The organism is Burkholderia sp. Se-20373, assembly GCF_017104705.1.
In the GTDB taxonomy this organism is placed as follows: domain Bacteria; phylum Pseudomonadota; class Gammaproteobacteria; order Burkholderiales; family Burkholderiaceae; genus Burkholderia.
This window is the reverse complement of the sequence record NZ_JAAGPH010000101.1, coordinates 1-23,184: the sequence shown is the minus strand read 5'-3', so window position 1 is coordinate 23,184 and position 23,184 is coordinate 1. Positions and strand designations below refer to the sequence as shown.

General features: G+C 68.7%; 21 protein-coding genes, 1 pseudogene and 1 riboswitch. Of the genes and pseudogenes, 15 read left to right on the top strand and 7 right to left on the bottom strand.

Translation table 11 applies throughout. The annotated features are described in order from the left end of the window. Positions 1–89: 89 nt before the first annotated feature. On the top strand, positions 90–1,592 hold the full coding sequence (gene glpK, locus G3N96_RS26960) for a glycerol kinase GlpK (RefSeq protein ID WP_089456878.1): 1,503 nt from the start codon (positions 90–92) through the stop codon (positions 1,590–1,592). A gap of 81 nt (positions 1,593–1,673) precedes the next feature. Further along, positions 1,674–2,390 (top strand): MIP/aquaporin family protein, encoded by a 717-nt coding sequence (locus G3N96_RS26955; protein WP_006484467.1) that lies wholly within the window; start codon positions 1,674–1,676, stop codon positions 2,388–2,390. Positions 2,391–2,479: 89 nt separating this feature from the next. On the opposite strand, the gene G3N96_RS26950 is transcribed toward G3N96_RS26955, so the two are convergent. Genes G3N96_RS26950 through G3N96_RS26940 form a run of 3 tightly spaced genes read right to left on the bottom strand, consistent with a single transcriptional unit; the run spans position 2,480 to position 5,093 of the window. After that, entirely contained in the window at positions 2,480–3,721 is a 1,242-nt protein-coding gene (locus G3N96_RS26950; RefSeq protein ID WP_206139076.1) for an FAD-dependent oxidoreductase, read from the bottom strand. A gap of 4 nt (positions 3,722–3,725) precedes the next feature. Then, entirely contained in the window at positions 3,726–4,034 is a 309-nt protein-coding gene (locus G3N96_RS26945; protein ID WP_206139075.1) for a non-heme iron oxygenase ferredoxin subunit, read from the bottom strand. 36 nt (positions 4,035–4,070) lie between these two features. Further along, a complete protein-coding gene (locus G3N96_RS26940) occupies positions 4,071–5,093 on the bottom strand; it encodes a fatty acid desaturase family protein (RefSeq protein ID WP_206139081.1) in 1,023 nt (340 codons plus the stop codon). Positions 5,094–5,325: 232 nt separating this feature from the next. Between G3N96_RS26940 and G3N96_RS26935 the strand changes: the two genes are divergently transcribed. The 5 genes from G3N96_RS26935 to G3N96_RS26915 all read left to right on the top strand — a co-directional run bounded on the left by G3N96_RS26935 (position 5,326) and on the right by G3N96_RS26915 (position 10,393). Beyond that, positions 5,326–6,390 (top strand): LacI family DNA-binding transcriptional regulator, encoded by a 1,065-nt coding sequence (locus G3N96_RS26935; protein WP_206139074.1) that lies wholly within the window; start codon positions 5,326–5,328, stop codon positions 6,388–6,390. A 168-nt stretch (positions 6,391–6,558) separates the two neighbouring features. Further along, on the top strand, positions 6,559–7,581 hold the full coding sequence (locus G3N96_RS26930; RefSeq protein ID WP_206139073.1) for a xylose isomerase: 1,023 nt from the start codon (positions 6,559–6,561) through the stop codon (positions 7,579–7,581). 39 nt (positions 7,582–7,620) lie between these two features. Beyond that, positions 7,621–8,448 carry a TIM barrel protein gene (locus G3N96_RS26925; protein ID WP_206139072.1) on the top strand — a complete coding sequence of 276 codons (828 nt, stop codon included), beginning with the start codon at positions 7,621–7,623 and terminating at the stop codon, positions 8,446–8,448. Positions 8,449–8,517: 69 nt separating this feature from the next. After that, positions 8,518–9,504: an inositol 2-dehydrogenase gene (iolG, locus tag G3N96_RS26920; RefSeq protein WP_206139071.1), complete on the top strand. Its 987-nt coding sequence runs from the start codon at positions 8,518–8,520 to the stop codon at positions 9,502–9,504. A gap of 202 nt (positions 9,505–9,706) precedes the next feature. After that, the gene (locus G3N96_RS26915) at positions 9,707–10,393 is read left to right on the top strand and encodes an HAD family hydrolase (protein ID WP_206139070.1); all 687 of its coding nucleotides are present in this window, start codon (positions 9,707–9,709) and stop codon (positions 10,391–10,393) included. Between the two features lie 105 nt (positions 10,394–10,498). Here the strand turns inward: G3N96_RS26915 and ribB are convergent, their stop codons facing one another. From ribB to G3N96_RS26900, 3 genes are all read right to left on the bottom strand, one after another. Next, on the bottom strand, positions 10,499–11,209 hold the full coding sequence (gene ribB, locus G3N96_RS26910; RefSeq protein ID WP_085042345.1) for a 3,4-dihydroxy-2-butanone-4-phosphate synthase: 711 nt from the start codon (positions 11,207–11,209) through the stop codon (positions 10,499–10,501). Positions 11,210–11,327: 118 nt separating this feature from the next. After that, a riboswitch (FMN riboswitch) is annotated at positions 11,328–11,476 on the bottom strand. 195 nt (positions 11,477–11,671) lie between these two features. Next, a complete protein-coding gene (locus tag G3N96_RS26905; RefSeq protein WP_069248802.1) occupies positions 11,672–12,373 on the bottom strand; it encodes an XRE family transcriptional regulator in 702 nt (233 codons plus the stop codon). A gap of 254 nt (positions 12,374–12,627) precedes the next feature. Continuing rightward, on the bottom strand, positions 12,628–13,803 hold the full coding sequence (locus G3N96_RS26900) for an MFS transporter (RefSeq protein ID WP_124580779.1): 1,176 nt from the start codon (positions 13,801–13,803) through the stop codon (positions 12,628–12,630). Between the two features lie 144 nt (positions 13,804–13,947). On the opposite strand from G3N96_RS26900, the gene G3N96_RS26895 reads away from it, so the two are divergent. The 8 genes from G3N96_RS26895 to lnt all read left to right on the top strand — a co-directional run bounded on the left by G3N96_RS26895 (position 13,948) and on the right by lnt (position 22,278). Beyond that, positions 13,948–14,880 (top strand): LysR family transcriptional regulator, encoded by a 933-nt coding sequence (locus G3N96_RS26895; protein WP_124580773.1) that lies wholly within the window; start codon positions 13,948–13,950, stop codon positions 14,878–14,880. Positions 14,881–15,096: 216 nt separating this feature from the next. Further along, positions 15,097–16,470 carry a tRNA (N6-isopentenyl adenosine(37)-C2)-methylthiotransferase MiaB gene (gene miaB / locus G3N96_RS26890; protein ID WP_089440968.1) on the top strand — a complete coding sequence of 458 codons (1,374 nt, stop codon included), beginning with the start codon at positions 15,097–15,099 and terminating at the stop codon, positions 16,468–16,470. 29 nt (positions 16,471–16,499) lie between these two features. Next, positions 16,500–17,546 (top strand): PhoH family protein, encoded by a 1,047-nt coding sequence (locus tag G3N96_RS26885; RefSeq protein ID WP_089426281.1) that lies wholly within the window; start codon positions 16,500–16,502, stop codon positions 17,544–17,546. 147 nt (positions 17,547–17,693) lie between these two features. Next, the gene (gene ybeY, locus G3N96_RS26880) at positions 17,694–18,470 is read left to right on the top strand and encodes an rRNA maturation RNase YbeY (protein ID WP_206139069.1); all 777 of its coding nucleotides are present in this window, start codon (positions 17,694–17,696) and stop codon (positions 18,468–18,470) included. A gap of 12 nt (positions 18,471–18,482) precedes the next feature. Then, positions 18,483–19,115, top strand: coding sequence for a gamma-glutamylcyclotransferase (locus G3N96_RS26875; protein WP_124580771.1), 633 nt, complete (start codon positions 18,483–18,485; stop codon positions 19,113–19,115). Positions 19,116–19,185: 70 nt separating this feature from the next. Continuing rightward, positions 19,186–19,338 (top strand): hypothetical protein, encoded by a 153-nt coding sequence (locus G3N96_RS26870; protein WP_185634217.1) that lies wholly within the window; start codon positions 19,186–19,188, stop codon positions 19,336–19,338. 311 nt (positions 19,339–19,649) lie between these two features. Further along, positions 19,650–20,537 carry a transporter associated domain-containing protein gene (locus tag G3N96_RS26865; RefSeq protein ID WP_089426284.1) on the top strand — a complete coding sequence of 296 codons (888 nt, stop codon included), beginning with the start codon at positions 19,650–19,652 and terminating at the stop codon, positions 20,535–20,537. A 52-nt stretch (positions 20,538–20,589) separates the two neighbouring features. Beyond that, on the top strand, positions 20,590–22,278 hold the full coding sequence (lnt, locus tag G3N96_RS26860) for an apolipoprotein N-acyltransferase (RefSeq protein ID WP_206139068.1): 1,689 nt from the start codon (positions 20,590–20,592) through the stop codon (positions 22,276–22,278). 88 nt (positions 22,279–22,366) lie between these two features. On the opposite strand, the pseudogene G3N96_RS26855 reads toward lnt, so the two are convergent. Then, positions 22,367–23,184 (bottom strand): annotated as a pseudogene (locus G3N96_RS26855) (hypothetical protein); the annotation flags it as partial.

Below are 23,184 nucleotides of genomic sequence, written 5' to 3'. Positions count from 1 at the left end.
GTTGCTTGACCGACGTTGACTCACCGACGCGCCGCCCACATGCGGCGCGCATCACAACTAAGCCAAATCCACGGATGGAGATGAGAGACATGCAGGATCAGTACATCCTCGCGCTTGACCAGGGCACCACGAGTTCCCGCGCGATGCTGTTCGATCGCCAGGGCAATATCGTTTCGATCGCCCAGAAGGAATTCGAACAGATCTACCCGCAACCCGGCTGGGTCGAGCACGATCCACAGGAAATCTGGTCGACGCAAGCCGGCGTCGCCGCCGAAGCCGTCACGCGCACGGGCCTGAACGGCACGTCGATCGCCGCGATCGGCATCACCAACCAGCGTGAAACCACGATCGTCTGGGATCGCGAGACGGGCCAGCCCGTCTACAACGCGATCGTCTGGCAGGATCGCCGCACGGCCGACTTCTGCGATTCGCTGAAGGCCCAGGGTTTCGAGGCGAAGGTGCGCGCGAAGACCGGCCTGCCGATCGATTCGTACTTCTCGGGAACCAAGATCCGCTGGATTCTCGACAACGTGCCGGGCGCACGCGAGAAGGCGAAGCAGGGCAAGCTCGCGTTCGGCACCGTCGACAGCTGGCTCGTGTGGAACTTCACGAAGCACGAACTGCACGTGACCGACGTGACGAACGCGTCGCGCACGATGCTGTTCAACATCCATACGCGCGAGTGGGACAACGAACTGCTCGACATGCTCGACATCCCGCGCAGCATGCTGCCGGAAGTGAAGGCGTCGTCGGAAATCTACGGCCACACGAAGACCACCGTGTTCGCGTCGAAGATCCCGCTCGCGGGCATCGCGGGCGACCAGCAGGCAGCGCTGTTCGGCCAGATGTGCACGCAGTCCGGCATGGTGAAGAACACCTACGGCACCGGCTGCTTCCTGATGATGAACACCGGCGACAAGCCGATCGAATCGAAGAACAACCTCGTCACGACGATCGCCTGGCAGATCGGCGACAACGTGCAGTACGCGCTGGAAGGCAGCATCTTCATCGCGGGCGCGGTGGTGCAGTGGCTGCGCGACGGCGTCGGCATCATCAAGTCGGCCGCTGAAATCGAAGCGCTCGCCGCGAGCGTGCCGCACACCGACGGCGTCTACCTGGTGCCCGCGTTCGCCGGCCTCGGCGCACCGCACTGGAACGCGCGGGCGCGCGGCTCGGTGTTCGGCGTCACGCGCGGCACGACCTCCGCGCACCTCGCACGCGCGGCACTCGATTCGATCGCATACCAGTCGCTCGACGTGCTGGCCGCGATGGAAGCCGATTCGGGCATCAGCATCGGCGAGCTGCGCGTGGACGGCGGCGCGAGCGCGAACGACCTGCTGATGCAGTTCCAGGCGGACCTGCTCGGCGTCGACGCGGTGCGTCCGCAGATCACCGAGACGACCGCGCTCGGCGCGGCCTATCTCGCGGGCCTCGCGATCGGCTACTGGAAGAACCTCGACGAAGTGCGCGACCAGTGGCAGCTCGATCGCCGCTTCTCGCCGTCGATGCCGAAGGAGCACGTCGAACGCTGCATGTCGGGCTGGCAGCGTGCGGTGCGTGCCGCGAAGGCATGGGCCGACGACGCGCAGTAACCGTCAGGCATCCAGACGAAATACAACAACACCGGCGGACCGCGCGATGCGCGAGTCCGCCGTGATTCAAGAGAGACAAACATGTCACCTTATATTGCAGAATTCATCGGCACGGCGATCCTCGTGCTGCTCGGCAACGGCGCGGTCGCAAACGTGCTGCTTGCAAAGACCAAGGGCAAAGGCGCGGACCTGATCGTGATCGTGATGGGCTGGGCGATGGCCGTGTTCGTCGCCGTCTACGTGACCGCGTCGTTCAGCGGCGCGCACCTGAACCCGATCGTCACCATCAGCCTCGCGCTCGCGGGCAAGTTCGCGTGGTCGAAAGTCGGCGGCTACGTCCTCGCGCAGATGCTCGGCGGGATGGCGGGCGCGCTGCTCGTGTGGCTCGCCTATCGCCAGCACTTCGCGAAGGAAGCCGATGCGGACCTGAAGCTCGCGGTGTTCTGCACGGCGCCGGCGATCCGCAGCGTCACGCACAACGTGCTGACCGAAGCGATCTGCACGTTCGTGCTGATCCTCGGCGTGCTGTACCTCGCGTCGCCGCAGGTCGGCCTCGGCGCGCTCGACGCACTGCCCGTCGGCCTGCTCGTGCTCGGCATCGGCATCTCGCTCGGCGGCCCGACCGGCTATGCGATGAGCCCCGCGCGCGACCTGTCGCCGCGCATCATGCACGCGTTGCTGCCGATTCCCGGCAAGCGCGACAGCGACTGGCGCTATGCGTGGGTGCCCGTCGTCGGCCCGCTGCTCGGCGGCGCCGCGGCGGCCGGCCTGTACCTGCACCTGCACACGACGATCTGATCGTCGCTTGACCGAAACGCGCGGCGATCCTCGCCGCGCGTTTTACCCTCCTTCCTTCGCGCTTCGCCGCTTCGTTTTCGCTACCGGTCTCACTCGGCCGACATCAGCGACTTCAGCTTCACCCTCGCATCCGCGACAGCCGACGGGCTCACGTCGATCCCGCGCTCGACCAGCATCCGCGCAACCCGCATCTCCTTGACGAAACCCGACGCGCGACCGAAGCCGCTTGCGGCGACGAGTCGCCGATCCACATCGAAATGGAAGTGGATTTCCGCGTCATCGCCGAGCACGCGCGCGACGGATCGCTCGCCAAGCGCCGGCTCTCCAGCCACCTGCAACTGCGCGTCGTATTGATCCGACCAGAACCACGGCGTCTCGCGATACGGTTCATCGGCGCCGAGCATGTTGCGCGCGGCGACGCGCGCCTGGGTCTCGGCGCCGTGCCACGTCTCCTGCCGGACCCGTCGTCCCGACAATGCACTCGGAAACACCGCCACGTCGCCGGCCGCGTAGATGCCGCGCGTCGATGTCTCGAGCCGTTCGTTCACGACGATGCCGCGCTCGACGGCGAGGCCCGCCTCACGCGCCAGTTCGTCAGCCGGCTCGATCCCGATGCCGACGACGACCGTATCGGCGATCAGCGTGTCGCCGTCGTCGAGCACGACGGCCAGCGCACCGCCCGCCGTCCGCTCGATCGCAACCGGCTTCCGCTTCACGCGAATGGCCACGCCCTGCCGTTCGTGAAGCGCGTGCACGCGCGCCGCGATCGCCTCCGGCACTGCACGCCCGAGCAGGCGCGGCGCCGCATCGAGCACCGTCACGCGGCACCCTCGAAGTCGCGCCGACGCCGCGACTTCGAGGCCGATGAAACCGCCGCCGATCAGCACGACCCGTGCATCGGGCACGAGCCGCGTGCCGAGCGCCGCCGCGTCGTCGAGCGTGCGCAACGCAAACACGCCGTCGAGCGTCGCGCCCGGAATCGTCGGGCGACGCGCGCGGCCGCCGGTCGCGAGCAGCAGCGCGTCGTAACCGAATACGCTGCCATCCGACAGGCGCACTTCGCGTGCGCCCGGATCGATGCGCTTGACCGTCGCGACGACCGGCTCGATACGATCGGCCGCCCACGCCGCCGGATCGCGCAACCGGCACTGCGCCGCGCTGCGCTCGCCGGTCAGCACGCCCTTCGACAACGGCGGCCGCTCGTACGGCAGGTGCGCCTCCGCGCCGATCAGCACGATCCGCCCGCTCCAGCCGGATTCGCGCAGCACCTGCGCCGCGCGGCCGCCCGCGTGGCCCGCGCCGACGATCATCATCACCCGGTCGTTCGTCATCGCGTCACACCTCGATCAGGATGCGGCCGTCTTCGATCTTCGCGCGGTACGTGCGCAGCGTCTCGCAGGCGGGTGCGGACAGCGGCCGGCCGTCGCGGACGTCGAAGCGGCCGTTGTGCTTCGGGCATTCGATCACGTGGTCGATCACGAGCCCGTCCGCGAGATGCACGCGCTCGTGCGTGCACAAGCCGTCGCTCGCATAGACTTCGCCGTCGATGCGGTAGATCGCGTACGTGTGGCCGGCATGGTCGAAGCGCGCGACGTCTTCGTCGTCGATGTCGTCGAGCGCGCCGGTGTCGATCCATTGCGTCATGTTGCGTGTCTCCTGGGTTGGAAGGGGCGATGTCGGTCACGCACGCGCGGCATCCGGCACGGGCCGCACGACGTAATCGGTCGGGTCGCGCGTCTGCCGGACCAGCGCCGGCACGATCTCCGCATACGCGGCCAGCGTGCTGCGGTACGGCGGCGGCATGTCGGCCTTCACGGCCTCGTGCAGCTTCGGCAGCGCGTGGAACGGCACCATCGGGAACATGTGGTGTTCGACGTGATAGTTCATGTTCCAGTACAGGAAGCGGAACACCGGATTCATCATCACGGTCCGGCAGTTGCGCCGGTGATCGAGCACGTTCTCAGGCATGCCCGCGTGCTGCGTGAGGCCGAAATACAGATATAGCCACGCGCCGTAGAGGCTCGGCAGCCCGATGTAGAGCAGCGGCAGGATCGTGTGCCAGTACAACGACGCACCGACCACCATTACATAGACCGCGAGATGGATGCGAGACTCACGCACCACCTTCGGCCGTTCCGATTCGGGCACGTAGGTGCGCTCCTCGTCGTCGAGCCGGCCAGTGAACGCAATCGCGATCATCTTGCGCAGCTCGCCGGCCACATGCTTCAGCGCGACGATGTTCAGCGCGAGCGAGCGCCAGTCGGTCGGCTTCGGCGCGGCGATTTCCGGATCGCGCCCGACGACCAGCGTATCGGTGTGATGGCGCGCATGGCTCCAGCGCCACGCCGTCGCGCGACGGAACACCTGGAACGACGCGACCTGGTACAGCACGTCGTTCATCCAGCGCGTGCGGAACGCGGTGCCATGCCCGCATTCGTGCCAGCGCGAGTCGGCCGGGCTGCAGTAGAGCGTGCCGTACACGAAGAACGCCGGGATCGCCCACGCCGAATGCGCGTGCCACGCCAGCCACGCGAGCACGCCGCTGCTCGCGATCGCCGCGTACCAGATCAGCGTGTCGCGGATCGCGCGCGCATCGCCGCGCTGCATCAGCTGCTTCATCAGCGGCCGCGGCACCGGGCATCGGTACCACTCGGCGTTGGCGAGCCCGGCCGCCTGCGCGCGCTCGCCGGCGCCGCCGATCATCCGGTATGCCTGACGGCGCGCAGCCGCCCGGTCGTGCGCCTGGTCGTCGATATGAACCACGTGCGTCTCCTTGATTCCTTGTCCGTAGGAAGCGCGGCAAGCGCTCCGGCATGGCATCGAAATTAGGCCCGCGGCCGCCCCCGCTCAATCGAAACGTTGACGAAATTTCGCCATCGCTTTAGCGTTCCCTGCATCGCCACGTCTCGATGGCGACACCACGATGGAGACAACCATGACAGGCGAATCCGGGCCGCGCTGGCGCAAGCGCACCGCGCGCTTCGACGAGATCGCGGCGCTCGCCGGGGTCAGCACGACCACCGTCGACCGCGTGCTGAACGAGCGCGGCAGCGTGTCGGCGCAGGCGCGCGAACGCGTGGTGGCGGCCGCGCGGCAGCTCGGCGTGCCGCGCCAGCTGCCCGACACGCGGCACGGGCTGATCCACGTCGACGTGCTGCTGCCGGATACCGACGCGACGTTCTTCCGGCGGCTGCAGCTGGCGCTGCAGCGCTCGCTGCAGATGCTCGACCGGCGCGTGGTCGTGCACCGGACGATCCTGCCCGCCGCCGACGACGAGCGGGCGGCCGCGCTGATCGAACGGCCCGCGTACCGGCGCGCGGCGCTGATCGTCACGGCGCGCGACACGGCCCGCGTGCGCGATGCACTGGCCGGCGCGATCGCGCGCGGCGAGACCGTCGTCACGATGGTCACCGACATCGGCGGCATCGACCGCGTGCACTTCGCGGGCATCGACAACTACCGGGCCGGGCGCACGGCCGGCTACTACATCGGCCGCCTGGCGGCGCGCCCCGGCCGCGTGCTGCTGCTCGGCGGGCGCATGGGCTACCGCGCGCACGCCGACCGGATGGCCGGCTGCCGCGACCAGCTCGCCGAAGCGTTCGCCGCCGTCCGCTGCGACGACGAGCCGGTCGAGACGCTCGATCAGGACGACCGCTGTTACCGCGCCGTGACGAAGGCGCTACAGGCGCACGACGACGTGGTCGCGATCTACAACAGCGGCGCCGGCTCGGCCGGCATCGAAGCGGCGCTGCGCAAGGCCGGCGCAACCGGCCGGGTCGTGTGGATCGGCCACGAGATGATCGACCTGCACCGCACCTTCATCGAAGCCGGCGCAATGGACCTCGCGATCGACCAGGATCCGGACGGCCAGGTGATTTCCGCACTGCAGCACGTGCTGCATGCGTGCGGGATCGTCGAACAGCCTCCGCCGGCCGATCCGGTCGAATTCCGCGTGTTCTGCCCGGCAAACGTGAGGACCAGCGCCTACCTGCCGGCCTGACGCCCGCCGCTTGGTTCGCTGTCTATTGCACCGTCTGTCGCACCGCATGCGCGTTGCAAAAAAATCGACCGCCGCATGGGCGATTTTTCGTCAACGTTTGTCATGCAGCCCGCGCCGCGCCTCCGTACATTGGGCAGCCATTCCCATGACAACGGCGGGCAGGAGACGATGGCTGAACCGATCCTCATCGGCGTGAACCTCGACGGCGTGCTCGAACACGACGGCCTGCCATTGCCCGCGCCCGCCGAACGCTTCCGGATGGTCGCCGGCGCCGGTGTATTCGACTACGTCGAAAAGAACCCGGCGTGCGGTGAAGACCTGTCGCCGTATTTCGCGCTGGTCGAACGCCACGCGCTGCCGATTCGCGTGATCGGCGGCATCTGGTGCGCGGGTCGCGACGAAGCACACGTCGCCGAGATCGTCGACGCGGGCGCGCGTTTCGGCAGCACGGTGCTCAACTGCCAGTTGTATGCGCATCACGCGGACGGCCATCCGCTGTCCGACCGCGAGGTCGCCGATTTCTACCTGCGCACTTACGAGCGCTGCGAGCCGGCCGGCTGCCTGCCGAGCCTCGAAGTGCACGTCGACATGTGGGGCGAGGAATTCACGCGCGTCGCACGCGTCGCGCGGCATGTCGAGCAGGCCGGCGTGCCGTTCCGGATCACGCTCGATCATTCGCACCTGCTGTTCAAGATCGGCAATCGCGCCGAACTCGAGGCGTCGGGCATCCGCGACGCGGCCGACGGCGGCCGGCGGTTGCTCGACCCTGCATCGCCCGACGCCCTCTACGCCGACTGGATCGCGTGCGGCTGGGTCCGGCATGCGCATGCCCGCAGCGTGATGCCGAACAACCCGGACAACCCATGGATGCGCCGCGCCGGCGGCAGGCCCGGGCGCGGCATCCAGTATCCGTTCGTCGCCCCCGCACCGGGCACCTATCACGGCGCATGGCGCGCGGATGAACTCGACACGTGGAAGTTCGCGCTTCGGCAATTGCTGCACGCGCAGGCCGACGGACAACCGGCGCGCGTCGAGCAGATCAGTTGCGAATTCATCCCGTTTCCCGACTACGGCGGCGGCGCGCGCTATTCGATCTTCGACAACAACGTCGCATGCGCGCATTGGCTGCGCGACACGTGGCACGCCGTCGCCGCGCCGCCGGCAGCCGGCCTCGCGCGCACCGGCACCTGATTCGAACCCAGCCCCCACTCGAGACCCAAGGACAGAACGATGACGCAAGCCTTCCATTTTTCGCTGAACCGGATGAGCGCACCGCGCTTGCCGCTCGACCGTTACGTCGCGCTGTGCCGGCGCCTCGGTGTCGACGCGATCGAGATCCGCAACGATCTCGATGGCGTCGACATCGCCGATGGCACGCCGGCCGCCGCCGTGCGCGCGACGGCCGAAGCCGGCGGCGTGACGATCCTGACGATCAACGCGCTGCAGCGCTTCGAGCAATGGAACGCCGAGCGCGCGGACGAGGCGACCGTGCTGGCCGACTACGCGGCGCAATGCGGCGCGCGTGCGCTGGTGCTGTGCCCGACCAACAACCGGAGCGACACGCGCAGCGCGGACGTGCGTCACGCGGATCTCGTGAAGGCGCTGAAGGCGCTCAAGCCGATCCTCGACGCGCGCGGCCTGCTCGGCTTCATCGAGCCGCTCGGCTTCGAGGAATGCGCGCTGCGCCGCAAGTCGGATGCTGTGAAAGGCATCTACGACGCGGCGGGCGAACAGGTGTTCCGGCTCGTGCACGACACGTTCCACCATCACCTGTCGGGCGAGGATATCTTCTTCCCGAACCTGACGGGCCTCGTGCACATCTCGGGCGTCGAGGAGGACGACCTGCCGGTCGACCGGATGCGCGACGGCCATCGCGTGCTGGTCGGCGGCGCCGACCGGCTCGGCAATCTCCGGCAACTGCGCGAACTGCTCGCGCGCGGCTACCGCGGCGCGTTCTCGTTCGAGCCGTTCGCAAACGAAATCGCCGAGGCCGATGACATCGAGGACCGGCTGCGGGCGAGCATCGACTATGTGCGCGGCGAACTGGCGGATCAATGACCGCCGCCACGGTGCACGGCCGATTCATGCCGCGTGCCGACGGAAAATCGAAATCAACAGGAGAACGGAATGATCGAATTCGCGTTGTTCGGCGCAGGACGGATCGGCAAGATCCACGCGGCGAATCTCGCGCGCCATCCGGGCGCGAAGCTGAAGTACGTAGTCGACCGCCATGCGCCGTCGGCCGACGCACTGGCCCACGCGCACGGCGCGCTGGTGGCCGACGTCGAGCGTGCGCTCGGCGATCCGGCTGTCCACGCCGTGGTGATCGCATCGAGCACCGACACGCATGCGGACCTGATCGCCGCGGCCGCGCACGCGGGCAAGGCCGTATTCTGCGAGAAGCCCGTCGACCTGACCGTCGAGCGCTCGCGTGCGTGCGCGGACGTCGTCCGGCGCAGCGGCGTGACCTGCATGATCGGCTTCCAGCGCCGCTTCGACCCGACCTTCGCCGCGCTGAAGGCGCGCGTCGAGCGCGGCGAGATCGGTGCGCCGGAAATGCTGGTCGTCACGAGCCGCGACCCGGGCGCGCCGCCCGTCGACTACATCCGCAGCTCGGGCGGCATCTTCAAGGACATGCTGATCCACGACTTCGACGTGTTCCGCTGGATCCTCGGCGACGAAGCGCAGACGCTGCATGCGACCGGCAGCTGCCTGACCGATCCGGCCGTGCGCGATGCAGGCGACATCGATTCGACCGCCGTGACGATCCGCACACGGCGCGGGCTGCTATGCCAGATCAACACGTCGCGGCGCGCCGCCTACGGCTACGACCAGCGTTTCGAGCTGCTCGGCAGCAACGGGATGCTGCAGGCCGGCAACGTGCGGCCGACCGAGGTGAGCGCGTGGCTCGCGGGCGGCATCGCGACGGACGTGCCGGAGCCGTTCTTCCTCGAGCGCTACCGGCATGCTTATGCGGCCGAGATCGCGCACTTCGTCGACGCGCTGCGCGATGGCACACCGGTCAGGACGACGATCGATGACGGGCTCGCCGCGCTCGAACTGGCCGAAGCCGCGATGACGTCGTGGAAAACGGGGCGCGTAATCGCGCTGTAACTTCACCGGCGACAGGCGGCGACAGGCGGCGGCGAACCGCGCAAGCGGGCCGCCGCCGGACGATCGGCAACCCACCCGGGGGAGACGCAGTCGGCGCGCGGCCGCGTCGGGAAATTTTGCCGAAGCGTCGCGCGGCGTGTGCGCGAATGCACGTATGATGGCGAATTGATCTGTGTCGCCGACCTCCCGCTTTTTCACCACCATGCTCGATCACCTCATCTGCGACTGCGACGGCGTGCTCGTCGACAGCGAAATCATTGCCGACCGCGTCCTGCTCGACACGCTGTCCACCACGTTCCCGAATCTCGATTTCGAAGCCGCCGCCAAGTCGGCGTTCGGCCAGCAGACGTCGCGCTTCCTGGCGGGAATCGAATCCCGCTTCGGGATCGAGATGCCGGCGAACTTCATCGAGACCATCGAACACAACATCGAGCGCGCGCTGGCGCAATCGCTCGCGCCGATCTCCGGCGTGCGCGACGCACTGCTGAAGGTGAGCCTGCCGGCGGCCGTCGTGTCGAACAGCCGGCTCGCACGCGTGCGCAGCTCGCTGAAGCGCGCGGCGCTCACCGAGATCTTCGGCGATCGCGTGTTCAGCTCCGAGCAGGTGGCGCGGCCGAAGCCCTACCCCGACGTCTACCTGCATGCGGCGCACACGCTCGGCGTCGCGCCGGAGCGCTGCATCGTCGTCGAGGACAGCGTGTCGGGGTTGAATGCCGCGCGGGCGGCAGGCATGAAGACGATCGCGTTCGTCGGCGCGAGCCACATCCCCGACAACTACGCGGACGCGCTGCGCGCGATGGGCATCACGCGGATCATGCGCCAGATGGACGAACTGCCGGCGTTCGTCGAAGCCGGCATGCGCGGCGAATTCGGGGACGTACAGTCCTGATGGTCGTGCCGGCCCGATCAGGCTGATCGGGCCGATCCGGCGTGCACCGCTTCACGCACGCCGTGCAACGGGCGCTCGAACGCGCCCGCCTTCCCCTTCCCGTACTCAGGCCGGTTCGCAGCAGCGCTCGCGCGCGGCGGCCAGCGCCTCGCGGAACTCGACGAGTTCCGCGATCGTCAGCATCGGCAGCCCGTGCTGTTGCGCGAAACGTTCGACATCGTCGCCGCGCGTCATCGTGCCATCCGGATTCATCAGTTCGCACAGCACGCCGGCCGGCTTCAGGCCCGCGAGGATCGACAGGTCGACCGTGCCTTCGGTGTGACCGCGGCGCGCCAGCACGCCACCCGGCTGCGCACGCAGCGGAAACACGTGGCCCGGGCGCACGATGTCGTGCGGCTTCGCCCCTTCTGCGATCGCCGCGCGGATCGTCGTCACGCGATCGGCCGCCGATACGCCCGTATGCACGCCTTCGCGTGCCTCGATCGACACGGTGAACGCGGTGCCGTTGCGGCTCTCGTTGGTCTGCACCATCGGCGGCAGCTCGAGCGCACGCACGGTGTCGTCGGTCAGGCACAGGCACACGATGCCGCTGCATTCGCGGATCAGCAGCGCCATCGTCTCGGGCGTGATGCGCTCGGCGGCAACGATCAGGTCGGCTTCGTTCTCGCGGTCGTGGTCGTCCTGCAGCACCACGGCACGGCCTGCGCGCATCGCGTCGAGCGCGGCGGCGATGCGCGGCGGCACCGGTTCGGAATCCAGCAACGGGAGATCGGCAAAGGCGTCGGCGGGGGCCGACGAAACGGACATCAAGGACATGTGAAACGCTCCTCGCAAATACGATTTGGGCGAAAAACGTTTCAGGGCATTGCAAACAGACAGAACGACAACCCGCTTCGCACACGTCGCGAAGCGGCCCTGACGGACATGACTATCTGCACATCTTCTCTCATCCGGACTATGACCGTCGGCTCTGGCATTCGACCAGATCTGCTGACCCCGCGCGGATGCGCGGGCGCTCGCGGGCTCGCCGGCTTATGCCAGCCTACCGCCGGTGGGGAATTGCACCCCGCCCTGAAGACGCACTGATTTGCCGGATGGGCCAACCCCATCGACGGCGGGCCAAGCATACAACAGCTGCGCGCTCGGCGCAGCGGACACGACCTAAAACCTTACTGACGACCCCGTCTAACGGCATCGTCCAAACGGCCGACGGACGGCCCGCGATCGCGCCCGAACGACGCGTACGCGGCTCGCTTCCGTGCGGCCTGCGTTGCGCGGTCAGCCGGCCGCGTGCGCGGCATGTGCCGCGTGCGCCGCATCGGGCACGAGCCAGCGCGGCGGCACCTCGGGGCTCACCGTCACGCGGAATGCGCGCGCCTCGCTGTCACCCGGGTTGCGCAGGCTGTACGGCTGGTCGGCATCGAACACGATCGCATCGCCGGTCGCGAGCAACTGGCGGCGATCATGCACGCTGACTTCGAGCGTGCCCTCGCTGACGACGAGGTTGACCGTCGTGCCGGGCGCGCGGCGGGCGCCGGGCTCCGTATGCAGCGGCGCGATCCGCAGCTCGTGGAACTCGGCCGCGGCCGGCTCGCCTTCCGGGTACAGCGCCCGCGCCGAGAAGCGGCCGTTCGAGCTGACGACCCGCGACGCGCGCTCGGCGGCCAGGTGCTCGAAGCCGTTCACCGCATGGCGGCGCAGGAAGGCGGCGACCGATACCTTCAGCGCCGCGGCGATCTTGCAGAGCACCTTGATCGACGGCACGCTGCGCGCCGACTCGATCTGCGCGAGCATCGCGCGCGACACACCGGACAGCCGCGCAAGCGCATCGAGGGACAATTGCCGCTCGGCGCGCAACCGCGCGAGGTTCACACCGACGACCTGTTCGAGCACGTCGAGCGACGCGGACGCCCGCGCATCGGCGGCGTTGCCGGATTCGAAGGAAGACACGTCGCGCACGAGCGCCAGGGATGAAGACATAGCATTGCCTCCGGGCCGCGGTGCAGCCCTGCGTATGGGGTAAGCCGGGATCGGAATCGGGTTGCGCCAGCAACGGCGCGTATCGAGACGCTATCACCCGGTCTTGCACCGGCAAACGAAGTTATCTTCACACCGTTATCAGCATCGCGGAGGAATGCGTTCCTCGCGAACCTTTTCCCGCCGCTATCGCGTCGTGCCGGCGCCGCGCGTTGCACCGCGCGTTGCACCGCTCATTGCACCGCTCATTGCGCCGCTCATTGCGCCGCCGGCGCCGTGCCGCGCGCCGGCCCGCGCGCGTCGAGCCGCATCGCGCACCACGTGACGACGAGCGCCGCGAACGTCACCGCGACGGCCACCCACGGCAGCGCATCGAGCGCCAGGCCGTGTTCCAGCGCAAGGCCGCCGAGCCACGCGCCGAGCGCATTGCCGACGTTGAACGCGCCGATGTTCAGCGTCGATGCGAGATGCGGCGCGCTCGCGGCCTTCTCGACCACGCGCGCCTGGAGCGGCGGCACCGTCGCGAATGCGGCGATCCCCCATACGAACACGGTGACGGCCGCCGCGACCGGGTGGTGGCTCGTCTTGGCGAACACGACCATCACCGCCATCAACGCAACGAGGATCGCGATCAGCGACGGCATCAGCGCGCGGTCGGCGAGCTTGCCGCCGAGCGTGTTGCCGATCGTCAGCCCCGCGCCGAACAGCACGAGGATCAGCGCGACCGCCCGTGGCGAATAGCCCGACACGGACTGGAGAATCGGCGCGATGTACGTGAACACGACGAACACGCCGCCGAAGCCGAGCACGGTCATCAGCAGCGCGAGCCACACCTGCGGCTCCTTCAGCACGCGCACTTCGTGGGCGAGGCCGACCGGCCCGCTGTCGTGGCGGTTCGGCACCAGCGCGGCGACCCCGCCGAGCGACAGCACGCCGAGCGCGGCGACGATCCAGAACGACGCGCGCCAGCCGAGCAACTGGCCGACGAAGGTGCCGAATGGCACGCCGAGCACGTTCGACAACGTGAGTCCCGTGAACATCAGCGCGATCGCGCTCGCACGCTTGTCGGCGGGCACGAGCGACGCGGCGACCACCGCGCCGATCCCGAAGAACGACCCGTGCGCGAACGACGTGACGACCCGCGCGACCATCAGCATCGCGTAACCGGACGCGGTCGCGCACAGCACGTTGCCGACGATGAAGATCGCCATCAGCCATTGCAGCGCGACCTTGCGCGGCATGCGGCTCGTCAGCACCGCGAGCAGCGGCGCGCCGGCCGCGACGCCGAGCGCGTAGCCCGTGACCAGCAGGCCGGCCGACGGCAGCGACACGGCCAGGTCGCGCGCGACTTCGGGCAACAGGCCCATGATGATGAACTCGGTGGTGCCGATGGCGAAGGCGCTGATCGCAAGCGCCAGTAACGGAATGGGCATGACGTTCTCCGGAAGGCGGCAGGCGCGGCGCCCGGTCGGTGCCGCACCGCACAAAAGGCAGGATGTGCGCATTGTCCCGAAGATGCCGATATTTGATAATTGGCGTGGCATTTGAACCATTTTCAAATATCTCTGGAAAATCGCATGGATCGACTGGGCGATATCCGGCTGTTCGTCGAGGCGGCCGAACTGGGCAGCCTGTCCGCCGCCGGACGCAAGCTGAACCTCACGCCGGCCGCCGCGAGCGCACGCCTCGCGAAGCTCGAGGCGGCGGTCGCCACCCGGCTGTTCGACCGTTCGACCCGGCAGTTGCGGCTCACCGACGAGGGCCGCCTGTACCTGAACGGCTGCCGGCAGGCATTGCAGGCGCTCGACGACGCGAACGCGCTGCTGCAGGCCGGCCGCAACGTCGTCGGCGGCCGGGTGCGGCTGTCGGCGACGTCCGATTTCGGCCGCCGCCGGCTACTCGACTGGCTCGACGAATTCACCGTGCGCTACCCGGACGTGACGTTCTCGCTGACGGCGTCGGACTCGACGGTGAACCTGTGGCAGGACGAGATCGACCTCGCGATCCGCTTCGCGGCGCCGCCCGACGGCGCGCTGATCGCCCGCCGGCTCGCCGCGGACCGGCGCGTGCCTTGCGCGGCGCCGTCCTTTATCGAACGTCACGGCGTGCCGAGTGATCCGCATGATCTGGCCCGCTTTCCGTGCAACGTGATCACGGTGGCGTCCGGCCCGATGAACACGTGGCGCTTCACGCGCGGCGACGACACCCAGACCTGCACGGTGCCGCTCGCCACCGCGTTCGAGACCAACGACGGCGGCCTCGCCCGCGAGTGGGCGCTGCGCGGCCGCGGCATCGTGCTGAACTCGATCTGGGATGTCGCCGACGACATCCGCGCCGGGCGGCTCAAGGTCCTGCTGCCGGACTGGCGCCACCAGAGCGCGCCGCTGCACGCGATCTATCCGGGCAAGCGCTACATGGCGCCGCGCGTGCGCGTGCTGCTCGACTTTCTCGCCGAACGCTTCGCGCGCGAGGAAGTCGCGCACGAAGACCTGCTGAACGCGTGCCGCTGAGCGCCGGCACACCAGTACCAAGGGGTCGGAACCTGGCAGACGGCGTCGCGCGGCCGCAACCCGCCGCCCGCCCCGGCCAGCATGAAAAGCTATAATGAAAGGCTTTCCCGACGGCTTTTCATGCTGGCTGCGCGCGATCCGCGTGCAGCGCACGGCCGTCCCGATTCACCTTATCGACGACGCCCCCAGGTCAACCACTGCGAACGGCGAACCCCCATGACCAAGAAAGTTTACGTAAAGACCTTCGGCTGCCAGATGAACGAGTACGACTCGGACAAGATGGTGGACGTGCTGAATGCGGCCGAAGGCCTCGAAAAGACCGATACGCCGGAAGACGCGGACATCATCCTGTTCAACACCTGCTCGGTGCGTGAAAAGGCGCAGGAGAAGGTGTTCTCCGATCTCGGCCGCGTGCGCGAGCTGAAGGAAGCGAAGCCCGGCCTGCTGATCGGCGTCGGCGGCTGCGTCGCGAGCCAGGAAGGCGCGTCGATCGTGTCGCGCGCGCCGTACGTCGACCTCGTGTTCGGCCCGCAAACCCTGCATCGCCTGCCGCAGATGATCGACGCGCGCCGCGAGAGCGGCCGTGCGCAGGTCGACATCTCGTTCCCCGAAATCGAGAAGTTCGACCATCTGCCGCCCGCGCGCGTCGAGGGGCCGAGCGCGTTCGTGTCGATCATGGAAGGCTGCTCGAAGTACTGCAGCTACTGCGTGGTGCCGTACACGCGCGGCGATGAAGTGTCGCGCCCGCTCGACGACGTGCTGACCGAAGTGGCCGGCCTCGCCGACCAGGGCGTGCGCGAGGTCACGCTGCTCGGCCAGAACGTGAACGCGTATCGCGGCGCGCTGGCGGCCGGCTCGTCGGAAATCGCCGATTTCGCGACGCTGATCGAATACGTCGCCGACATCCCCGGCATCGAGCGGATCCGCTACACGACGTCGCACCCGAAGGAATTCACGCAGCGCCTGATCGACACCTACGCGAAGGTGCCGAAGCTCGTGAGCCACCTGCACCTGCCCGTCCAGCACGGCTCCGACCGCATCCTGATGGCGATGAAGCGCGGCTACACGGTACTCGAATACAAGTCGGTGATCCGCAAGCTGCGCGCGATCCGCCCGGACCTGTCGCTGTCGACCGACATGATCGTCGGCTTCCCCGGCGAGACCGAGGACGATTTCGACAAGATGATGGCGCTCGTGCACGAGATGCGCTACGACACGAGCTTCTCGTTCATCTACAGCCCGCGCCCCGGCACGCCGGCCGCGAACCTGCATGACGACACGCCGCGCGAAGTGAAGCTCAAACGCCTGCAACATCTGCAGGCGACCATCGAGGAAAACGTCGCGCGCATCAGTGAGTCGATGGTCGGGAAGGTCGAGCGGATCCTCGTCGAAGGCCCGTCGCGCAAGGACCCGAACGAACTCGCGGGCCGTACCGAGAACAACCGGGTCGTGAATTTCCCGGCGCCGCTCGCGTCGCACCCGCGCCTGATCGGCCAGATGATCGACGTGAAGATCAACCACGCCTACCCGCATTCGCTGCGCGGCGAGCTCGTGCTCGTCAGCGACGACGCGAGCGCGGCCACGCACTGACTGACGCTCAACAGGAGCCCGACGCCACTTTGAAGCCGACCCAAGCACTGGAATTCGTCGCGCCGCGCGACGACAACGCGCGCCTCGCCAACCTCTGCGGCCCGCTCGACGAGAACCTGCGGCAGATCGAACAGGCGCTCGACGTCACGCTGTCGCGACGCGGCCACCGGATCGCGATCCGCGGGCGCGGCGCCAAGCTCGCGCTCGCCGCGCTCGAGAACTTCTACAACCGCGCGCGCGACGCGCTGTCGGTCGACGACATCCAGCTCGCGCTGGTCGAAGTACGTCACACGTCCGGCAACGGCCGCCAGGACACGCTCGACGTGCGCTTTCGCGGCGACCCCGACCACCCGTTCGACGAGCCCGTCGTGCAGCTCGACGCCAGCGAGCCGGACGAGGAGCCCGCGCCGAAGCTCTACACGCGGCGCGCCGACCTGCGCGGCCGCACGCCGGCGCAGCGCGAGTACCTGAAGCAGATCCTGTCACACGACGTGACGTTCGGCATCGGGCCGGCCGGCACCGGCAAGACCTACCTCGCGGTCGCGTGCGCGGTCGACGCGCTCGAGCGCGACCAGGTCAAGCGGATCGTGCTGACGCGCCCGGCCGTCGAGGCCGGCGAGCGGCTCGGCTTCCTGCCGGGCGATCTCGCGCAGAAGGTCGACCCGTACCTGCGTCCGCTGTACGACGCGCTGTACGACCTGCTCGGCTTCGACAAGACGGCGAAGATGTTCGAGCGCCAGATGATCGAGATCGCGCCGCTCGCGTACATGCGCGGCCGCACGCTGAACCACGCGTTCATCATCCTCGACGAGGCGCAGAACACGACGCCCGAGCAGATGAAGATGTTCCTCACGCGGATCGGCTTCGGCTCGAAGGCGGTCGTGACCGGCGACACGAGCCAGGTCGACCTGCCGCGCGGCCACAAGAGCGGCCTCGTCGAGGCGCAGCAGGTGCTGGGCGGCGTGCGCGGCATCGCGCTCACGCGCTTCACCAGCGCGGACGTCGTGCGCCATCCGCTCGTCGCGCGCATCGTCGAGGCGTACGACGAATTCCACGCGCAGCACCAGGACGGCTGACCAGCCGGCGGCACCCGTACGCCGCCCCGGCCCGACAGCCCGGCCCGGCCCGCCAGACGGCGCGCCGGGCTTTTTTTCGCCTGCGCGAATTCGGGTGCGATCGGCCGTTTGGTGTATCCTCAACGCGTCCTAATCGCCGTACGCGTCATGAAATCCTCCCGTTCCCGCAAGTCCGGGCGCGCCCAGTCGGCCGCGCCCGCCTCCCCCCGCCTTTCGCTGTTCGATGCGAAGGGCAAGGCCCGGACCGTCAACGCGCAAGGGCTGCGAATCGACTTCCCGGATGGCCGCAGCCTGATGTTCGACCTGTCGGGCAGTTCGGGAGAAGCCGCCGTCGCGATCGTCGCGCAGCACAACGATCCGGCCATGCGCGCGAAGCTCGCGCTGCAGCCCGAGCACTACGACAGCGTGACGCTGCACGTAGGCGCCGAGCCCGCGCCGCGCGAAGACGACACCGAGGACGCACTGCGCGAACCGGAACTCGACCTGTCCGTGCAATACGGTGACGAAATCACGAGCGACGTGCGCAAGACGCTGCCCAAGCGCAAGCTGATCGCCGAGTGGATCGAGCCCGCGCTGTTCGCCAGCGCGCAGCTCACCGTGCGCTTCGTCGGCGAAGAAGAAGGCCGCACGCTGAACGCCGGCTACCGCCACAAGGACTACCCGACCAACGTGCTGACCTTCGCGTACGACGCGGCGCCCGACGGCACTGTGATCGGCGACCTCGTGCTGTGCTGCCCGGTCGTCGAGAAGGAGGCACACGACCAGGGCAAGCCGCTCACGGCCCATTACGCGCACCTGCTGGTGCACGGCGCGCTGCACGCGCAGGGCTACGACCACGAGACGAGCCACGAGGACGCAGCCGAAATGGAAGCGCTCGAAGTCGACATCCTCGCGAAGCTGGGCTTCCCGAACCCGTACCAGTAAGCCCGCCGCACGATGCGCAACGCCGCGACGCTCCCGCCCGCCTACCCGCCGTCGATCGGCGACGGGCGCCTGCTGACGGAAGACGAGCTCGCGGCTTCGCTCGCGCACACGATGCGTGACTGGGACGGCCAGCAGGATCTCTGGCTGTTCGGCTATGGCTCGCTGATCTGGAACCCGGGGTTGCCGACCGTCGCCGCCGTGCGCGGCAAGGTGCACGGCTATCACCGCGGGCTCTATCTGTGGTCGCGCGTGAACCGCGGCACGCCCGAACGCCCGGGCCTCGTGCTCGCGCTCGATCGCGGCGGCTCCTGCTCGGGCATCGCGTTCCGGCTCGCCGGCCCGACCGCGCAACCGCATCTCGAAACGTTGTGGAAGCGCGAAATGCCGATGGGTTCGTACCGGCCCGCGTGGTTGCCGTGCTCGCTGGAAAGCGGCGAACGCGTGAACGCGCTCGCGTTCGTGATGCGCCGCGACGCGCCGACCTACACGGGCAAGCTGACCGATCCCGTCGTGAAGGAAGTGTTCGGCTGCGCGGCCGGCCGCTACGGCACCACGCTCGACTACGTGAGCCGCACGGTCGACGCGCTGCGCGCGAGCGGCATCCCCGATCGCGCACTCGAAGGGCTGCTCGCGCGATGTCGGTGACACGGCCCGGCGCCCGGCTTGCCGCCACGCGCTGCCGCGCCGCGTGCGCATTCGAACGAGGGCACGCCCGATGATGAAACCGTCACGCTGGTCGCGTTGCAAGGTTGCCGCGCTGATCGTCGCCACGAGCGTCGCGCTGTCCGGCTGCGGCATCCTGGGCTGCGGCGGCGCCGCGACCAACGGCGCGGCCGCCGGCGGCTGCTCGGCCGGCATGCGGTTCTGAACCGAGGCGCTGCGACCCAACCCGCGTGCGTCAGAATGCCGCTCCGGGCGGCCGCCGCCGCCGAGCGTTTTCCCCGTGACGGCGCCCCACACCTTCCGCACCCGTTTTTTGCCGCCGCTGCCCCGCCGCGCCGTTCTGAGATAGGATGGAACCGAGGACGACGTCGCGCCCGGCGCAGCCGTCCACGAGCGGGGCCCGCGCGAGCCGCCCACCCTGGCCGTGCGGCCGGTGTGACACGGTCGCGTCGTGCCCTTGGTGTATCCTTGCCTACTCCGTGACAGCGCGCTCCGGCATGACCCGGGCGCACCACCATGAACGATTCGTATCCCAGTCGTAAGCTAACCGACAAACCGCAAGAAAAGCGCTCGCTGCTCGAGCGCCTGACCGACTTCATCTCGCCCGAGCCCGAATCCCGCGGCGAGCTGCTGGAAATCCTCCAGGACGCCCACGAGCGCAACCTGATCGACGCCGATTCGCTGTCGATGATCGAAGGCGTTTTCCAGGTATCCGACCTGTGCGCACGCGACATCATGGTGCCGCGCGCCCAGATGGACGCGATCAACATCGCCGACAAGCCCGAAGATTTCATCCCGTTCGTCCTCGAGAAGGCGCACTCGCGCTACCCCGTGTACGAGGAGAACCGCGACAACGTCATCGGCGTGCTGCTCGCGAAGGATCTGCTGCGTTTCTATGCCGAAGAGGAATTCGACGTGCGCGGGATGCTGCGCCCGGCCGTGTTCATTCCCGAATCGAAGCGCCTGAACGTGCTGCTGCACGACTTCCGCGTGAACCGCAACCACCTCGCGATCGTCGTCGACGAATACGGCGGCGTCGCGGGCCTGATCACGATCGAGGACGTGCTCGAGCAGATCGTCGGCGACATCGAGGACGAATACGACTTCGACGAGGAAGCCGGCAACATCATCTCGGGGCCCGACGGCCGCTACCGCGTGCGCGCGCTCACCGAGATCGAGCAGTTCAACGAGACGTTCGGCACCGATTTCCCCGACGACGAAGTCGACACGATCGGCGGGCTGATCACGCATCATTTCGGCCGCGTCCCGCATCGCGGCGAAAAGCTGCAGCTCGGCAACCTCGTGTTCGAGATCCAGCGCGGCGATGCGCGCCAGGTCCACGTACTGCTGGTGCGCCGCAACCCGCTCGCCAGCCGTCGCGCCGAAACCTCGCACGAGGACTGACCGTCGCGCGCCAGCCGCGCGTTCCACAACCGCTCGCCCACTTCCGCTTCACATGGACGATCCGATCCTGTCCCGCCCGGCTGGCGGCCTGCTCGCGCCGACTCCCGGCCGCGCGCTGCCGCGCTGGCACTACCCGGCCGCGCTGCTCGCCGGCGCAGCCAATACGCTCAGCTTCGCACCGACGCCGCACGGCGGCTGGCTGCAACTCGTCGTATTCGTCTGGTTTTTCGCGCAGCTCACACGCACCACAAGCTGGCGCAGCGCCGCGCTCACCGGCGGCGCGTTCGGCTTCGGCAACTTCATCACCGGCATCTGGTGGCTCTACATCAGCATGCACGTGTACGGCGAGATGGCCGCGCCGCTCGCGGGCGGCGCGCTCGTGCTGTTCTCGCTGTACCTGTCGCTGTACCCGGCGTTCTCCGCCGGGCTGTGGTCGTTCTGCGCGGGCCATGCATGGCATCGCCGCACGCCCGACCCGCGGCCGTTCTCGCCGACCTGGCACGGCGCATTCGCGTTCGCGAGCGCCTGGGCGCTCGGCGAATGGCTGCGCGGCACCGTCCTCACCGGCTTCCCGTGGCTCGCCAGCGGCTATCCGCAGGTCGACGGCCCGTTCGCGGGCTTCGCACCGGTCGCCGGCGTGTACGGGATCGCGTGGGTGCTCGCGCTGTTCGCCGCGCTCGTCGTGCAGGCGCTCGCCGCCGTCCGACCGTCGCCGCTTGCCGAGCCCCGCGCCGGCGATGCGCGCGTGCGCATCGCCGCGCCGGCCGGCATCGCGCTCGCGCTGATCGCGGCCGGTCTCGGCCTGTCGCAGGTCACGTGGACCGTGCCCGCGAACAAGCCGCTCACCGTGCGGCTGCTGCAGGGCAACGTGAAGCAGGACATCAAGTTCGAGGAAGCGGGCATCGACGCGGCGATCAAGATGTACACGCAGATGATCATCGAGAAGCCGGCCGACCTGATCGTCACGCCGGAAACCGCGATCGCGGTGATGATCCAGGAGCTGCCCGAGCCGTTCGCCGTCGCGATCCGCAAGTTCAGCGACACGACCGGCTCGGCCGTGCTGTTCGGCGCGGTCGGCGCATCGGTGACCGAGGACGGTCACTACGTCGACTACACGAACAGCCTGTACGGCGTGACGCCGAATTCGCGCGACATCTATCACTACGACAAGCACCACCTCGTGCCCTTCGGCGAATTCATCCCGTGGGGCTTCCGGTGGTTCGTCGATCTGATGAAGATGCCGCTCGGCGATTTCGCGCGCGGCGCCCCCGTGCAGAAGCCGTTCCTCGTGCACAACCAGCCCGTGATGGCCGACATCTGCTACGAGGACTTGTTCGGCGAGGAAATCGCCGCGACGATCCGCGACAATCCGCAGCCGCCCGGCGTGCTCGTCAACGTGACGAACCTCGCGTGGTTCGGCGACACGATCGCGCTCGACCAGCACCTGCAGATCGCGCGGATGCGCTCGCTCGAGACCGGCCGGCCGATGCTGCGCGCGACCAACACGGGGATGACGGCCGCGATCGATGCGCGCGGCCGCGTGCTCGGGCAGCTGAAGCCGTTCACGATCGGCTCGCTCGACGTGCGGATCGAAGGCACCAGCGGCTTCACGCCGTACGTGACGAGCGGCAACAACATCGTGCTCGCGGTGTCGCTCGTGCTGCTCGCGTTCGGCTTCACGTTCGGCCCCGGGCTGCGCCGGCGCAACGGCAACAAGAACGGCGACGACCAGCCGGAATGACGTAACGGGCGGCCGCCGCGCAGTGCGTGGCGGCCGCCGCCGAAGCCAACTTGCAGCAGCGGCCCGCGGCCGCGATACGGCCGGCCGCTCAGGCCTGCCGGGTCGACTCCTCCGCTTGAACCGGCTGCGCGGCGAGGCGCCGCAGGTCGCGGCTCACCGCCTCCATCACCGGCGCCCACGCGCCGAACACCGGTTGCCGGTACAACGTCGCGGTCGGGTACCACGGGCTGTCCTTGCGTTCGAGCAGCCACGGCCAGTGCGGATTCACGTCGAGCAGCACCCAGGTGCGCGCGCCGAGCGCACCCGCCAGGTGCGCGACCGACGTGCACACGGTGATCACCAGATCCAGCGCGCCGATGAACGCAGCCGTGTCGTCGAAGCTCGTCAGTTCCGCCGTGACGTCCTCGATCGCGAAGCCCGCCGCGCGCGCCGCCTCGACATCCGCGCTCGCGCCCGGCTGCAGCGAATAAAACGCGACGCCGTCGATCCCGCGGAACGCGTCGGCATAGCGCTCGAGCCCGACCCGCCGGAACGGATTGCGCTGGTGCCCCGCGCTGCCCGTCCACACGAGCCCGACCTTCAGCCGGCGGTCGCCCGCAAGCCGCGCGCGCCACGCATCGCGCGCATGCGGATCGGCCCGCAGATACGGCACCGACGACGCGAGCGTCGACGCTTCCATGCCGAGCATTAGCGGCAGGCCGATCAGCGGTACTTCGTAATCGAAGGCCGGCAGCAATTCAATGCCGCCGCCCGCGCTGAATGCGTCCGCATGCGCGCCGAGGCTGCGCTGCATCAGCGTGCCCACCAGCGGGAACGTATTCCAGACGAGCCGGCCGCCCTCGCGATGCACGCGTTCGGCGAGCGGCGCGACGAAGCGGCAGAACTGCAGTACGTCGCCGAGCCCCA